Annotated in this window: 14 protein-coding genes; 5 read left to right on the top strand and 9 right to left on the bottom strand. The window is 43.8% G+C overall.

Annotation, left to right across the window (positions count from 1 at the left end; genetic code table 11):
• Window positions 1–308: 308 nt before the first annotated feature.
• A complete protein-coding gene (locus DCC82_RS09210; protein ID WP_015863767.1) occupies window positions 309–608 on the bottom strand; it encodes a MerR family transcriptional regulator in 300 nt (99 codons plus the stop codon).
• Window positions 609–792: 184 nt separating this feature from the next.
• On the opposite strand from DCC82_RS09210, the gene DCC82_RS09205 reads away from it, so the two are divergent.
• Together DCC82_RS09205 and DCC82_RS17635 are read left to right on the top strand one after the other, a co-directional pair.
• Window positions 793–963 (top strand): Fur-regulated basic protein FbpA, encoded by a 171-nt coding sequence (locus DCC82_RS09205; protein WP_097354449.1) that lies wholly within the window; start codon window positions 793–795, stop codon window positions 961–963.
• A gap of 2 nt (window positions 964–965) precedes the next feature.
• Complete coding sequence (locus tag DCC82_RS17635) at window positions 966–1,103, top strand: hypothetical protein (protein ID WP_187252155.1); 138 nt, start codon at window positions 966–968, stop codon at window positions 1,101–1,103.
• Window positions 1,104–1,252: 149 nt separating this feature from the next.
• Here DCC82_RS17635 and DCC82_RS09200 read toward each other — a convergent pair whose 3' ends face one another.
• Genes DCC82_RS09200 through DCC82_RS09190 form a run of 3 tightly spaced genes read right to left on the bottom strand, consistent with a single transcriptional unit; the run spans window position 1,253 to window position 4,751 of the window.
• The gene (locus DCC82_RS09200; protein WP_097354448.1) at window positions 1,253–2,434 is read right to left on the bottom strand and encodes an iron-containing alcohol dehydrogenase; all 1,182 of its coding nucleotides are present in this window, start codon (window positions 2,432–2,434) and stop codon (window positions 1,253–1,255) included.
• Between the two features lie 15 nt (window positions 2,435–2,449).
• Entirely contained in the window at window positions 2,450–3,298 is an 849-nt protein-coding gene (ahlS, locus tag DCC82_RS09195) for an AhlS family quorum-quenching N-acyl homoserine lactonase (protein ID WP_015863763.1), read from the bottom strand.
• A gap of 19 nt (window positions 3,299–3,317) precedes the next feature.
• Complete coding sequence (locus DCC82_RS09190) at window positions 3,318–4,751, bottom strand: aldehyde dehydrogenase family protein (RefSeq protein ID WP_097354447.1); 1,434 nt, start codon at window positions 4,749–4,751, stop codon at window positions 3,318–3,320.
• 230 nt (window positions 4,752–4,981) lie between these two features.
• Between DCC82_RS09190 and DCC82_RS09185 the strand changes: the two genes are divergently transcribed.
• Complete coding sequence (locus DCC82_RS09185; RefSeq protein ID WP_097354446.1) at window positions 4,982–6,691, top strand: sigma-54 interaction domain-containing protein; 1,710 nt, start codon at window positions 4,982–4,984, stop codon at window positions 6,689–6,691.
• Window positions 6,692–6,755: 64 nt separating this feature from the next.
• Here the strand turns inward: DCC82_RS09185 and DCC82_RS09180 are convergent, their stop codons facing one another.
• Window positions 6,756–7,778, bottom strand: a complete 1,023-nt coding sequence (locus DCC82_RS09180) for an AI-2E family transporter (RefSeq protein ID WP_097354445.1) — start codon at window positions 7,776–7,778, stop codon at window positions 6,756–6,758.
• Window positions 7,779–8,234: 456 nt separating this feature from the next.
• The gene (locus DCC82_RS09175) at window positions 8,235–9,293 is read right to left on the bottom strand and encodes a nitronate monooxygenase (protein WP_097354444.1); all 1,059 of its coding nucleotides are present in this window, start codon (window positions 9,291–9,293) and stop codon (window positions 8,235–8,237) included.
• A 234-nt stretch (window positions 9,294–9,527) separates the two neighbouring features.
• On the opposite strand from DCC82_RS09175, the gene DCC82_RS09170 reads away from it, so the two are divergent.
• Window positions 9,528–10,091: a Uma2 family endonuclease gene (locus DCC82_RS09170; protein WP_097354443.1), complete on the top strand. Its 564-nt coding sequence runs from the start codon at window positions 9,528–9,530 to the stop codon at window positions 10,089–10,091.
• A gap of 225 nt (window positions 10,092–10,316) precedes the next feature.
• On the opposite strand, the gene DCC82_RS09165 is transcribed toward DCC82_RS09170, so the two are convergent.
• Window positions 10,317–11,081, bottom strand: a complete 765-nt coding sequence (locus tag DCC82_RS09165; RefSeq protein WP_097354442.1) for an enoyl-CoA hydratase — start codon at window positions 11,079–11,081, stop codon at window positions 10,317–10,319.
• 112 nt (window positions 11,082–11,193) lie between these two features.
• Window positions 11,194–12,633, bottom strand: coding sequence for an aldehyde dehydrogenase family protein (locus DCC82_RS09160; protein ID WP_097354441.1), 1,440 nt, complete (start codon window positions 12,631–12,633; stop codon window positions 11,194–11,196).
• Window positions 12,634–13,152: 519 nt separating this feature from the next.
• Here DCC82_RS09160 and DCC82_RS09155 point away from each other — a divergent pair.
• Window positions 13,153–13,638, top strand: a complete 486-nt coding sequence (locus DCC82_RS09155; RefSeq protein WP_015863755.1) for a GNAT family N-acetyltransferase — start codon at window positions 13,153–13,155, stop codon at window positions 13,636–13,638.
• Between the two features lie 37 nt (window positions 13,639–13,675).
• Here the strand turns inward: DCC82_RS09155 and DCC82_RS09150 are convergent, their stop codons facing one another.
• The gene (locus DCC82_RS09150; RefSeq protein ID WP_015863754.1) at window positions 13,676–15,025 is read right to left on the bottom strand and encodes a GntP family permease; all 1,350 of its coding nucleotides are present in this window, start codon (window positions 15,023–15,025) and stop codon (window positions 13,676–13,678) included.
• Between the last annotated feature and the right edge of the window lie 94 nt (window positions 15,026–15,119).

Raw genomic sequence — 15,119 nt, 5'->3', positions numbered from 1 at the left:
GTCAACCAGCCGAACGCGGCAGCCAATTAGGCTAGTTGCAAGCCCACGGCTTTAGCCGTTGGGTAGTTGACTCTCCGCAAATCACGCACTATTACAGCCATGTCGAACAATACCACCGCCAGCTTTCTTCAGATCGTCCGGCAACATTGCTTTACTCGAAGCTGGCTTCTTTCGACAACAAAGAATGATTCAAGGGGACACCTCGATATGACAAGCTTTTTTATCGCCGAATATTACAAGGATATTTTGTTAGTTTTTTAATCATTGTTTAAAAAATCCCTCTCCTTTACAAAAGGAGGGGGATGGTTTTACGGACGAAAACGGAAATGGGCGTTCATCTGTCCCTTTAACATTTTTTCCCGCAGTTCTTTTGTCATTTCTTGGCGGATTTCCCATGTCGAAACCCCTTCTTCCCGCTTATTGGCAATCTGCATTAACTGTTCGACATCGGCGAACGAATATTTGCGAATTCCTTTCGAACGATCAGGAAAAATCAACTTCCGCTCTTCATAATAGCGGATTTGCCGCTGCGATAACCCGGTTAATTCACTAACGATGCCGATAGAGATCACTTTTTTAAATTTATAGGAATCATCTTTATTCGTCACCCTCTCCACCCCGCTATGTTATATCTTCTAACATAATTATACTGATTTTTCGCCATTCATAATTATTTTTGTAAAGAAAATTAACATATTTTTTAATTTTATTGTAAAGTGGCTTAACAAAATTAATGTAATATGAAGAAAAACATCGTATATTAAAAGAAATAAATACGCGTAGGGAAAAAAGATGGGAAAACTGATGCGCGCAGCAATTACGAAACAAAAGCGATTTTATATTGATAAGCTGTTGCAAACTGGCTTGTTTCACGACTCTGCTGCACTAAAACAATGGACGGTGAGTGGATTGCGGCGCGAATATGAACAGTACGGGATACGAATGAAGAAACGGGGGGAATGAACATGGATCCAAAAGCTCTTGAACTGGCCAGACGGATCGTAGAACTTGATTTGCAGCACGACGCGATGTTGGAGCAGCTGATTCAATTAATCGGTGATCGCGCTTATGAAGTGTTGCGTTTTATACAAAACCGCATATGACGCTCGAATAAGAGCGAAGGGAAGCTGTCTGCTTCCCTTCGCCGCTTAACGATATTATAGCAAGTTATTTTTTCTCAACTCGAATCGCCTCTTTGCCTGCTCACAAGCGTGGAATACTCATGTATTTACGCAAATCCAAACGCACCCTATTATTTCGGTTCTGTTATCACACCTTGAAAAGCGGATTGGTAAATCGTCCGTATATCGTCCTCTAACAGCGGAAGCGGACTACGTGCAAGCAGTCGTTTCTGCTGAGCGGCATCTTTCGTTAAGCTTTCCAATGCGCTCTCTGGAATGTTAAATCCGCCGAGCGTTCTCGGGATGCCGACATCACGGACGATTCGCTCCAGTTCTTCGACGCACCGATAGGAAGCTTCCTCTTCGGAAAGAAAACTTGAGTTTCCCCCTAGCGCATTTAAAATATCAGCCATCCGCTTCGTGCAGCTTTTGCGAATGTATCCCATCACATACGAAAGCAATACCGCATTCGATTCGCCGTGCGGAATATGAAACTGCCCCCCTAACGGATAAGCAAGCGCATGAACTCCTGCGACGCCCGCATTGAAGAACGCCAATCCAGCCAAATAGCTGCCATTGCTCATATCGATCCGCGCCTGCTTGTCCGTCCCGTTTTCCACCGCTTTCCGCAATGACCGCGCAATCAAACGTATGGCCTGCAGCGCCAACCCGTCTGACGTCGGGCTCGCATTGACGGATACATACGCTTCGACCGCATGGGTCAGTGCATCAATTCCTGTCGCGGCCGTAACGCGCGGCGGAACGGAAACGGTTAATTGCGGGTCGACAATCGCTACATCCGCTAATAAATAATCATGTGTCACCACATCTTTTGTCGTATCTAAAGAGAGCACCGAGATATTTGTCACTTCTGACCCAGTCCCTGATGTAGTCGGAATTAATATTTTCGGCAACCCTTTTTTCTCGATATTTCTCGTTCCTGTCAAATTGAGGTAATCGCCTACTTTTCCTTCATGCACGGCCAGCACCGCCGCTAATTTCGCCAAGTCCATCGCGCTTCCGCCGCCCACGCCGATAATGAGGTCAAACTTTCCTTCCCTCGTAAAGGAAACTAATTTTTCTCCTGTCTCCAGCGGCGGTTCCGGCACTACATCCGTATAAATCTCAACATCATATCCACGTTCCACAAGCGGATTGGTCACACGCTGAACGAGGCCGATTTTCTCTAACGCTGGATCCGTAACGACTAATATTTTCTTTGGAGAAAATCGTTCCACTTCAGGAAGCAAGTTGTCCAACGCGCCCCATCCGACATAGTTCAGCGATGTAAATACAATTCGCGAAACACTCATTTCACTTCTCCTTTCTTACTCGTAATAGCCTTCCGTAGATTTGCGGAACTTTTTGAATTGCTCAGAATCATGACCGAACCATACTTGCGAGTTCGTTTCCCGTGCAATTCTCCGAATTCGTTCGACCGTATTCATATAACCAAGGGAGTCATAAATAATGCCTGGCGGCTTAATTGGCGGCCCGTAGCTTTCCGCCGTATAAATCGCATCCGAAGCGAGAATGATCCCGCCCGTCTCTGGAAGCTCCACATGCAATCCAAGCATTCCCCACGCATGGCCGCTTCCAAAGTTTAAAATTTTGACCCCCTCAGCGAGAATAATATTATCTTCATGACGTTTCACTGTGCGCCATTGAAGGTTATTTTTAATCCATGCATCAATGTCGGCCCAAATATATGCGCCTTCCTTTTGGTTACGAGCATAACATTGAAGAGCGCCATTGAATTCGTCTTCATGTACAATGATCGTCGCGTTTGTAAACATTTCTAGGCATCCCGCGTGATCCAAATGTAAATGCGAAGCAACGACATATTTAATATCTTCCGGTCTTACTTTTAACTGCTCTAGCCGATTGTGAAGATAGCATTCTTCGCTTGCCGTCCACGGAAACATTTGTTGAGTCGCTTCCGCCCATCTCCCTTGAGGTCCCATCGAATTTGGATTACAAGCTGTATCAAACAAGATTTTTCCTTCTGGATGATCAATTAAAACTGTATAAATCGGAAACTCCACAAACTCCGTTTGCGCATTCGGGTTATGAATCGTCGCTGGATTATGCATAGCAATCATCCAGTTTTTATCCATTCTCATTCTTCCGTTATCCATTACATAAAGCTTTGGACGCTGTTTTATCATGTTGGACATAAACCTTTCCACTCCCCTTTTAAAAATCTGTTTTTATCGAAACCAATTTTAATTCCGTCATTTCTTGTACAGCATATTTAATCCCTTCACGTCCGTAACCGCTTTCTTTTACTCCCCCATACGGCATATGGTCAACGCGGAACGTAGGGATATCATTGACGATCACGGCGCCAGACTCAATGTGCCGCGCTGCATATAAAGCGTGCTGGATATTCGTTGTATAAATTCCGATATTCAGTCCGTATACCGAATCATTGACCATTTCAATCGCCTCTTGTAATTCTCGATACGGAACGATCGACACAACCGGCGCAAAAACTTCCTGGCACGAGACGGCCATGTCCCGCTTTACGTCAAGCAAAACCGTCGGTGAATACACCGATCCATTGCGTACGCCGCCTAATCCAATTTTCGCTCCGGATTGAACCGCTTCTTCCACCCATGATTCAATGCGCTCCGCCTCTCTTTGGTGAATCATTGCGCTAATGTCCGTGTCTTCATCTAAAGGATCGCCGACTTTGAGCTGTTTGGCCCGTTCAATAAAGCGTTTGCAAAATTCTTCGTAAATCGTTTCATGTACATAAACGCGCTGAAGCGAAATACACACTTGGCCGGCGTAAGAAAACGCTCCTTCCACACATCGCGGAATGACTTTGTCCAGCACAACATCCGGTTCGACAATTAACGCCGCGTTCGAACCAAGTTCGAGCGTCACTTTTCTTAATCCTGCTTTCTGCTTAATCAGTTTTCCGACTGACGCACTGCCGGTAAACGTAATTTTTTTCACCCGTTCATCCGTTAACAAAGCATCGCTAAGTTCCCTACCGCTTCCCGTGATGACTTGCAACGCCCCATCCGGAAGGCCTGCTTCTTGAAAAATTTCAGCGATCACTAGCGCGCTTAAAGGGGTTTGTTCCGCCGGCTTTAATACTACTGTATTCCCTGCGGCAAAAGCCGGGCCAAGTTTATGGGCAACTAGATTAAATGGAAAATTGAAAGGGGTAATCGCCACGACAACTCCCAACGGTTCGCGCCACGTCATGCCAATGCGGCCTTCTCCGCCGGGAGCGGCATCCATCGGAATCGTTTCCCCATAAATCCGTTTTGCCTCTTCCGCCGCAAATTGGTATGTTGCGATCGTTCTCTCCAGCTCTCCCCGTGCGGCGCGAATCGGCTTTCCTGCTTCCTTGGCGACAATTCGTGCCATCTCTTCCTTGCGCTCTTTCAATAACTGCACAACCCGAAATAAAATTTCCGAACGTTGATAAGCAGGTAAGTTCTTCATCGTTTGAAAAGCCCGCTGCGCCCCTGAAATCGCTTTTTCCACATCGCCCGCATCTGCCATACTGATGCGCGCTAATAATTGTCCATCATAAGGAGCGCATAATTCATACGTTCTTTGCTTTTTTACCCATTTTCCATCGATAAATAATCCTTTCGTTTCTCCGCTCATTCGCTCCCCCTCCTTTCTTTTTGTTCAACCGATAATAATGCAAATACTGTGCCAAGACTTAATATATCCATAAAATAAATAATTTTTTAACATATAAACAATAAATATGGTGAAAAAAATCACCGTAAAAAAGGAAAAGCTTGAAAAAACATCGAATAGGATTAGTAGTGATTTTTTTCACCACATGTTGAATTTTTTCACCATTAACAAAAAATAAGGAGGTCCTCTGTATGAAACAAACAATCATCGATCCGCATATATGGGAGAACATTTTTTTCTCCCTCCATAACGGGGTCATTGTTGTAGATCGAAACGGGAAAATTTTATTAATCAACGCTTCTGCCAAAAAACTTCTCCAGATAGAAAACGAAAATTGGGAAGGAAAAGATATTCGAGATCTTATTCCAACTACTCAGCTTCCTCATGTGTTAGAGAACGGAACAAGTTCGATTGGAGTAAAGATGAACATCGCGGGACGCCAATGTCTCGTCAATCGAACTCCGTTGTACCGAAATGGCGAACTAATTGGAGCGATCGGTGTCCTCGAAGATATATCGCAAATGGAACACTACCATACTCTTCTTAAGCAAATGGAAACAATTATTGAATTTTCTACAGATGGCATTTATGTTGTCGACCAAAACGGCATTACGATCATGGTAAATTCCGCTTACGAAGCCATTACAGGATTTCGCCGCGAAGAACTTGTCGGAAAGCATATGTATGATTTAGTAAAAAAAGGGTATTTTGATCAATCGGTCTCTCTTCTCGTTTTACAACAAAAAAAACGAATTTCCATTTTGCAAAAAATAGGTGGAAAAAAAGATGTCATTGTCACTGGAAACCCTGTTTTCAACGAGCAGGGAGATATTGAAATGGTCGTGACAAGCGTTCGGGACATCTCTCATCTCATCCAAATGAAAGCAGAATTAGAAAAAGCAAAAAGTTTCTCGGAAATGAGCCAACACCGCTATACTTTTTCCGTCGATGGCTCAAAGGAACAAATCGTCTTTCGCAGCCCGTCTATGAAACATCTTTTTGATAAAGTCGAACAAGTTGCTCCTTACCCTACTACTGTTTTACTAACCGGTCCATCTGGCGTAGGGAAAGAAGTCATTGCCAACTTGATTCATCATCTAAGTCCGCGAAAAAATAAACCGTTTATTAAAGTAAACTGTGGGGCTATACCAGAACCATTACTTGAATCCGAATTATTCGGTTATGAAAAGGGAGCATTTACAGGAGCGCGACAAGACGGAAAAATCGGCCTACTGGAACTAGCAGACAAAGGAACCATTATGCTTGATGAAATCGGGGAAATGCCATTATCCTTGCAAGTAAAGCTGCTGAGAGTATTGCAAGAAAAACAAGTTCAACGAATCGGAAGCCATAAAACAAAAAAACTAGATGTGCGTATTATCGCCGCAACAAACCAAAATTTGAAAGAGCTTATTTCACAAGGAAAATTTCGTGAAGATTTATATTATCGGCTACAGGTCATCGAAATGTATATTCCTCCATTGGCTGAACGACCTGAAGATATCGAGCCGTTAATTGACCATTATTTTTCATTTTATTGCAAACTATATCGCATCAATAAACATTTATCTCCTAAAACAAAAGAGATTTTGCAACGTTATCACTGGCCGGGAAATGTAAGAGAGCTGAAAAACTTGATGGAAAATATGGTCGTTTCCATCCCATCCCAACTCATCGAACCTCACGACCTTCCATTGCACATTTATGACCAAACGGCAGCCACATCTCCGCTCACACTCAAAGAACGGGTCGAACAGTTCGAAAGACGCCTCATCTATGAAGCAATCGAAAAACATACATCGCTGCGAAAAGCAGCGCAACAGCTAGGGATCGATCATTCCACGCTCGTGAAAAAACTCAAAAAGTGGAATCAAGCGGAAAAAGAACTGCGCCGGGGCTAATGCACCGGCGCGCTATTTTAGTTTCGCTTATCTATTTTCGCCTTGCATGTCTCCATTTTTGCACTTATTCATCATCCTGTTTTCCCTGCACCGTCTTTACTCCTAATACATCAAGAATAAATACAAATACGGGAATCCCTAAAATCAGCCCCCATACCCCAAAAAAGTGCTCTGAAAAAATCAAAACGATAAATGTATAAAAAACAGGCAAATTCGTCTTCGAGGACATCAATTTTGGATTTAAAACATACGCTTCGAGCGCGTGAACAACGGCGATCATCATGAGAACGTACACGACTTTCATTACTCCGCCTATGCTATAAGCGATAAAGCATAGCGGAAACAATGAAATGATCACGCCCGCAACCGGAATCAAACCGAGAAAAAAGATTAATATCCCCAGCCCGAATAATTGCGGAAATCCCATTATCCACAAGAACGCTACCGTAATCGCCATATTAATCGTAGCGATGATGAATTGTGCCTCAATGACTTTCCCAAATGTGCGGGCAAACTTTTTTCCGAAATATTCTAACTCATCATAAAAAGGGCCGATTTTGCTATATTTAAAACGATTGGTGAACGAAATAATCCTCTCTTTTTCCAGAAGAAAAAATAAACTTAAAATTAACGCAAGCAAAATTTGCAGGCCGACGCTGCCAATATCGCTGAAATATTTGATTAAATACGTCATTCCAAAATTCAAATAAGTAGTAATTTCATATTGCTTCAGCAGCGCGATAATGTAATTAAACACAATGTTATCTTGGGGCTTCGAATAAAATTCCGTAAGCTGTTTGATCAGCTGCGAAATCTCGTTGACGACGACAGGCAAATACTTGACAACGCCGTAGACAAGAATGGAAACGACTGCGGCATACAGTAGCAGCACGACTAGTTTCCGATTGACGCAAATTCTTTTCGCGATAAAGTCAACGAGTCCATTCATTAAAAAGGAAAAAATAAAAGTAAGCAAAATAATATTTAAAATGCTTCGAACTAAATAGAGAATGAAAATTAAAATAGAAAAAATAACGATTCTTTTCCACGTTGATCGCTTGAAAAATTGCAAGATTTCAGATCCCACTCATCCATCTCCCCGTGCTAAATAAACTTTTTACCACTATTGATTTTACCGTACAATCCAAAAAAAATTAATAAAAATTTTTGCTGGAAATATTTAAATAAGCGCTTTCATTTCTATCAATAAACAAGGAAGGGGGGCAAGCGGACAAGCTCATTGATTTGCGGTCATTTTTCATCAATGCAAGAACAAGGAGCCGATTTGCTGTCAAGATGAGCCTATGGAAAATGCACCCGCTCGTTCATATAATTTTTTGCTCGAAGATGATTATTTCCATCATTTCTAAAAAGTCCAATGCGATACTTTCTTAAAAAATAGAACCGTCCATCGCTTGACATAGCAATGCGCCGGCACGAAGCGTGCTGGCACATGTAGAATGAATGTTAATTTCGAAATGCTTTCAACTTTTTCGTGATCTCTTTTAAACAACGGTCGATAACATTTGATAGCATGAGCTTTTTAATCATATTTCATGAATCCATTTATCTGGTCTATCGTTTCCCGAACCTCCTCCATCAATAACCTTACAATCTCCCCCGCCGGCATGTCTTTCGCTAGGCGATAGCCTTGCCCAGCCCATAATGACATCGCCTGCGGATCGTTTGCTTGGGCGGCGGCTTTGCGGAGATGCTTTGTCATATGGTGAATGTACGGATATGCCGCAGGAGCCAGATTATCATATTCGATCAGGAAACGATTTACTAATCCGCGCGCAGGACGTCCTGTAAACGCACGGGTGACGGCAGTTGCTTGAAATTGCGGGTCAATGAGCGCGTTCTTATGCAACGGATTCGCCCCACTTTCCGGGCAGCGTAAAAATGCTGTGCCCAATTGGGCAGCGCTCGCTCCGGCCGCAAGCACCGCGGCAATATCGCGTCCATGCATGATGCCGCCAGCGGCAATGAGCGGGAGGTCTACTGCCTCGCGAATTTGCTGCAGCAACACAAGCAAACTTACATTCTCATCTGCCGTTTCATCATTGCGAAACGTCGCGCGGTGTCCTCCCGCCTCCGGCCCTTGCACACATAACGCGTCCGCTCCTTGCTGTGCCGCTATCAATGCTTCTTCCGTTGATGTAACAGTCACAATAACAAACGAACCATTGTCTTTCAGTTTTGCGATGATATCAGACGAAGGGCAGCCAAATGTGAAACTAACGACAGGGACTTTTTCTTCATACAAAACAGAGAGTTTCGCTTCCCAATCGTCATCATCCCATTTTGCTTCCCCAAGCGTCACACTAAAACGCTCTGCTTCTTTTTCCAATACTTGTTGATAGCGAAGAAGTGCTTCCATATCAACATCCTCTTCATTTGGCACAAACACATTGACACCAACCGGGGCATCCGTTAGTGTGCGAATCGTCATAATCTCCTTTCGCATCTCTTCCGCCGTTTTATAACCTCCAGCTAAAAATCCGAGCCCACCTGCATTCGATACAGCCGCGGCTAGCTTTGGAGTTGAAACTCCTCCAGCCATTGGTGCTTGGATAATGGGAACTGAAAGTGTATGCAGCATTTTCCTCACCTTTCTCCATAAAGTAGCTTCATATAAGTCTTCACAATATATCCACAAAATTCCTGCAGAAAAAATTATGTCTAAGAGTCTTATCCATGATTCAATGCTAGTAAATCATTTTTGCGATCAACTTTTTGAAAAAACAATGCCATGTTCTGAAAAAACATAATTAAAACGAATAATCGTCGTTTATAATATAAGCAAGAAGCAAAAACAAAGGGGGTGGATGTTGTTATGAGCTTCCCCGAGCAAGATTTTGTCTCTCTCGAAGAATTTTACAAAATGAGAGAAAATACTGAAAGGATATTAGAATATATTGACGGCATTGTCTTTATGTCACCATCGCCTTCTACTAAACATCAACGAATTTCAGGAAGACTTCACGCTAAATTATTCAATTTTTTAGAAGGCAAAGATTGTGAAGTGTTCCACGCACCTTTTGACATAGAACTAAAAAACGATAAAATGGAAGGAACGAAAATAGTGGTCCCTGATTTATCGGTTATATGCGATAAGAGCGGATTGATGGAAAATAAATTTGTTGGAGTTCCAACACTCATCATCGAAATATTAAGCCCCTCTAACCAATCCCACGATCTCGTTTTTAAACTGAACTTATATATGCAATATGGCGTAAACGAATACTGGATCGTTAATCCAATGTTAAACATCGTGCAAATTTATTTCCTAAACGATGAAGGGCAATATCAACAGCTGGACGCGCTGAAGGAAAAAGGAATCGCTCGATCTGAAGTGCTAAAGGGATTTCACATCAACTTAGAAGATCTTTTCAAATGAAAAACCGACCTTAACATCTGGCCGGTTTTTTCTGTCCTATACAACAACTCCATTACTGGCAAGGTATATATTCTTAGCTAAATGATAGCCTCGTACCGTCAATAATTTTTCAAATACTTACAAAAAAAAACAATGAATCTTCTACATCATTAATCATTTTATGAAGCAACGTTCTTAACAGAAAACAGCCCTTGTCTAAAAGATTTTAAACAAGGGCAAGCCCTATTATTTCCCTTGAAACTTCGGCTTCCTCTTTTCTAAAAACGCGCGGACGCCTTCGCGATGGTCTTCGGTTTGCCGCATTTTTTGCTGTGCTTCTGTTTCAAGCTGAAGCACTTTTAACAATTCATCTTTTGTCAACTTGGCGTACAACGTTTTCGTGGCGATCATTGCCTGAAGCGGTTTTGTCTGCCATTCAGCGATTTTTTGTTCGATTTGTTTTTCATCTTCGGCAACAAAGTCAACGATGCCAAGCTGGTACGCTTCTTCGGCGTTCATTGGCTTTCCTTCCCAAATAATGTGTTTTGCTTTCACTTCACCGACTCGTTTCGCCAAATGAAAATGCCCGCCGCCGTCTGGGATGAGGCCAATGCCGATAAAATTCATCGCTAAGCGTGCTTCTTTTGTCGCGATGACATAGTCGCTTGTCAAAGCAAAACTTAGTCCTAACCCCGCCGCTGGCCCATGGACAATGGAAACGACGATTTTCGGCAAGTTGTATAATGTCATAATGACTTCTTGAATGATGTTCATAATTTCAGGAAATTTTTCTGGGTCATCTACACTTAGCATCGTTTTAATATCGCCACCGGCGGAAAATCCTCTCCCTTTTCCGCGAATGAGAACAATCAACGCATCGCTTTGTTCAATTTCACGCAGCGCTTCTAGTAATTCATTTAGCATTTGCTCATTCATCGCGTTTAACGAATCTGGGCGATTTAGTTCCAATACGGCTACATTTCCTGAAAACGAAAGTACTACTGTTTCCATGTTCATCCCCCTTGTTTGACCAATTTCCCTTTATTAAATTCCTCACTGCATCCTAAAATTCCTTTTTTTCAGAAAAAAACCGTACCACCATCGAAGGTGATACGGATGATGATTAACGATTGCGATTGAAAATAACGAGTTTCAATTCCGTCATTTCTTCAATTGCATAACGAAGCCCTTCGCGGCCGACTCCGCTTTCCTTGACGCCGCCGTATGGCATATGGTCGACACGGAAGGTCGGAATATCGTTGATGAGTACACCGCCGACATGCAATTTTTCTGCCGCTTTCCATGCGACATGTACGTTATCCGTATATACACCTGCCTGCAATCCGTAGCGTGAATCATTGACGAGCTCAATCGCCTCTTCAATCGAACGAACGCGGTTAATGAGAACAATTGGCGCGAATACTTCCTGGCACGATACTTTCATCGTTGGCTGTGCGTCTAAAATCACGGTTGGGAGCAGGATGTTTCCGTCCCGTTCACCGCCAAGCGCAACGGTCGCTCCGCCTTGTTTAGCCTCCTCGATCCATTCTAATGCCCTCTCGACGTCTTTTGGCGTAATTAATGCCGAAACATCGGTGTTTGGATCCAATGGGTCACCCACTTTCAATTGTTTCGCCGCAGCGATAAATTTTTCGACAAACTCCTCATACCGCTTTTCATGCACGTAAATGCGCTGAAGCGAAATGCATACTTGCCCTTGGAATGAAAACGCACCAAAGACGCAACGTGGAATTATTCGATCGATGTCCACTTGTTCATCGACAATGACCGCGGAATTGGAGCCAAGTTCGAGTGTTACCCGCTTTAACCCCGCTTTATTGCGAATGCCGATTCCCACTTCCGGGCTGCCGGTAAAGGTGATCATGCTGATGCGAGGGTCTGTCACGATTTTATCGCCAACGGTTTTGCCGCTTCCCGTTACGACGTTTAATGCTCCTTTTGGAAGCCCTGCGTTTTCAAATAGTTCCGCGATAAAGTACGCGGAAAGCGGCGTTTGGCTTGCCGGCTTTAACACAACGGTATTTCCGGAAGCAATCGCTGGACCTAGTTTGTGGGCAACAAGGTTCATTGGAAAGTTAAATGGCGTAATCGCGCCGATAACCCCAATCGGTTCTCTGACGGTGAAAGCAACGCGATTTTCCCCGCCTGGCGCAGCGTCAAGCGGAATTGTTTCTCCGTGAATTCGTTTTGCTTCTTCCGCGGCAAATTTATACGTTTGAATCGTCCGCGCTATTTCTCCTTTTGCCGTTGTAATCGGTTTTGCCGCTTCGAGCGCAATGATCTGCGCCGCTTCTTCCGCCCGCTCTTGCAGCTGTGCGACTACTTTTTCTAAAATCTCCGCCCGTTTGTATGCCGGCATGCTGGCCATTTCTTTTCTCGCTTCATACGCTGCAGCAATCGCCTGTTCGACTTCCTCTTCCGTCGCCACAGGAATTTCTGCCAACGCTTCGCCGGAATAAGGAGATGTTAATGTGGTATACGATTTTGCTTCCACCCATTCACCATTAATATAGAGTTTCTTTTTATCCACCGTTGTTTTCATCGTTTCCCTTCCTTTCTTCCTGTTTTTAATCTCCTATTTCTTACATTACAACATGACGCTAATTTGGCTAATCGTTTTCTCTACACCTCCAACTGCCGGGCAATAAATAATAGTAAAAAAGTTTGCAAGCAGACACTGCGCACTTTTCGCTGTTGACACGCAACTGTTAATTCTTTATTCGGCATTTTATTTTGGAATCCTTCTCAAGTTCTTCAATGGCTTGTGCACAGCAACAATATGTCTTGCGATGTTGCTGACACGTCTTTGCGTTATACCTAATAGCTCTTTCATATGAAAACAGAACATGCATTCCTATGAAATGGTGCGTCGCCCTTATATTAATTAAATTATAGGAAAAAACACGTTCGCAAATATTTTTGTTCGCACTAGGCTCTTGCTTCAAGCATTGTGACAACTCATATCCAGACAATCCTCCCTATCCGAGACATAAGCAGACAAAGAGGCCTTGTTTCTTGTATGATAAAATTAATACCAATCATAGCAAGGAGTGTCAGGAGTATGAACATTATCCCTACCCATCTTCTTGACCGCTCAACTGTAAAGCAATTTTTTATCACCCATTGGGGAAGCCCGCAAATGGTCGTTTCAACGGGAGTGTATGATTGCAGCGAGCTGGACGGTTTTGCCGCGGTCCAAGGCAATGGGGAAATAGCTGGGCTGATCACCTTTGTCATCCGTGGTGAGGAATGCGAGATTGTTTCGCTAGACAGCGTAATCGAAAACCACGGAATCGGCAGCGCTCTTTTGAAACAAGTAGAAACATTCGCCGCGCAGCATGGATGTAGCACGATCCGCTTAATCACAACGAACGATAATTTACACGCATTGCGCTTTTATCAAAAACGAGGTTACCAGATTGTCAAAGTCTTCCCAAATGCCGTGGAAAAAGCAAGACAAATGAAACCGAGCATTCCGCTCGTTAGCGCAGACGGCATTCCGATTCGGGATGAGTTTTTGCTTGTAAAACAGCTTCACACATCATAAAAACACATCCCCGTCCTATTGATGGGGATGTTCCTCCTTAAACTATAGCGTTCAACAATACGATGAACACAAACGCGACAATGGAAATAATCGTCTCCATCACAGTCCATGTCATCAACGTTTCTTTGACGGTCATGCCGAAATACTCTTTAATCATCCAGAAGCCCGAGTCATTGACATGTGATAGAATGAGAGATCCAGCTCCCGTCGCTAATACGAGCAATTCTGTGTTCACACCAGGCATGCTGGCGGCAATTGGGGCGACAATGCCGGCTGCAGTCATCATCGATACCGTCGCAGAACCTGTCGCGATCCGGATAAGCGCGGCAATCCCCCATCCCAATAGGAGCGGAGACAAATGGGAATGCTTCGCTAAATCGGCAATTTGCTCGCCAATGCCTGAGTCAAGGAGCACTTTATTGAACGCTCCGCCAGCGCCGATAACTAGTAAAATATTCGCAACTGGACCAAGGCAGTCGTTCGCAAATTTTAACACTTTATCGCGATTAAAGCCGCGCACGTAGCCAAGGCTGAAGAATGAATAAATCGTTGCGATTAACAGCGCGACGATCGGATCTCCGATAAAGCGCAACACTTTCGATGTTTCTGACGTTTGGTCCAACGTTACATTGGCAACGGAAGCGATTAACATCAAAATAACAGGAAGTAAAATGGTGAATAATGTGTTTCCGAAGCCAGGCAAATCTTTCGTTTCTTTATGCTGTACAAGCTGTTCGGCAATTTCTGCCGGCACTTTTTTATGCATGCGCGACCCAATCCATTTTCCAAAGAGCGGGCCGGCGATAATCGCTGTCGGCAGCCCGACAATAATCGAGTAAAGAATCGTCATTCCAACATCTGCTTTAAATATACCGACTGCGGCCATCGCAGCTGGATGAGGCGGCACAAGCCCATGCACAACCGACAATCCGGCAACAAGCGGAATTCCAATCGTCACGAGCGAAATCCCCGTCTCCATTGCAATCGTAAATACAAGCGGAATTAATAGCACGAACCCTACTTGGAAAAATACCGGGATACCTACTAAAAACGCGACGATCATCATTGCCCAATGGACGCGTTTTTGGCCAAAACGGTTAATTAATGTTTTGGCAATCCGTTCGGCACCTCCGGATTCAGCCATCATTTTGCCAAGCATCGTCCCGAGCGCCAAAACAATTGCTAAAAAGCCAAGCGTATTTCCAAGACCGGTTTTAATCGAATCGATAATACCCGGAGTCTCCGGAGAAGGAGCGATCAGCGGCATGCCCATTGCCAGACCGACGCCGACCGATGTCAAAATTAAGGCGACAAACGGATGCATTTTCGCAACCGTAATAAGCAAGAGTAAGACAACAATGGCTGCAATGACAATAGCAATTCCCATGTTTGTTCCCCCTCTGTTGTTCTTGGTATTGTCAAAAGTTTATCCTCCACACTCACGGTTTTCCCTTGAGTTTCAACGGTTGGAAGAAAAAAAG

Source organism: Geobacillus sp. LYN3 (genome assembly GCF_003064505.1).
Taxonomy (GTDB): Bacteria; Bacillota; Bacilli; order Bacillales; family Anoxybacillaceae; genus Parageobacillus_B; species Parageobacillus_B toebii.
This window is presented reverse-complemented; position numbering and strand designations above follow the sequence as displayed.

Excerpts from the sequence above, each read along its gene's own strand:
- DCC82_RS09205 (WP_097354449.1), top strand. The coding sequence starts at position 793 with ATGGGAAAACTGATGCGCGCAGCAATTACGAAACAAAAGCGATTTTAT.
- DCC82_RS17635 (WP_187252155.1), top strand. The coding sequence starts at position 966 with ATGGATCCAAAAGCTCTTGAACTGGCCAGACGGATCGTAGAACTTGAT.
- DCC82_RS09200 (WP_097354448.1), bottom strand. The coding sequence starts at position 2,434 with ATGAGTGTTTCGCGAATTGTATTTACATCGCTGAACTATGTCGGATGG.
- ahlS (WP_015863763.1), bottom strand. The coding sequence starts at position 3,298 with ATGTCCAACATGATAAAACAGCGTCCAAAGCTTTATGTAATGGATAAC.
- DCC82_RS09190 (WP_097354447.1), bottom strand. The coding sequence starts at position 4,751 with ATGAGCGGAGAAACGAAAGGATTATTTATCGATGGAAAATGGGTAAAA.
- DCC82_RS09185 (WP_097354446.1), top strand. The coding sequence starts at position 4,982 with ATGAAACAAACAATCATCGATCCGCATATATGGGAGAACATTTTTTTC.
- DCC82_RS09175 (WP_097354444.1), bottom strand. The coding sequence starts at position 9,293 with ATGCTGCATACACTTTCAGTTCCCATTATCCAAGCACCAATGGCTGGA.
- DCC82_RS09170 (WP_097354443.1), top strand. The coding sequence starts at position 9,528 with ATGAGCTTCCCCGAGCAAGATTTTGTCTCTCTCGAAGAATTTTACAAA.
- DCC82_RS09165 (WP_097354442.1), bottom strand. The coding sequence starts at position 11,081 with ATGGAAACAGTAGTACTTTCGTTTTCAGGAAATGTAGCCGTATTGGAA.
- DCC82_RS09160 (WP_097354441.1), bottom strand. The coding sequence starts at position 12,633 with ATGAAAACAACGGTGGATAAAAAGAAACTCTATATTAATGGTGAATGG.
- DCC82_RS09155 (WP_015863755.1), top strand. The coding sequence starts at position 13,153 with ATGAACATTATCCCTACCCATCTTCTTGACCGCTCAACTGTAAAGCAA.
- DCC82_RS09150 (WP_015863754.1), bottom strand. The coding sequence starts at position 15,025 with ATGGGAATTGCTATTGTCATTGCAGCCATTGTTGTCTTACTCTTGCTT.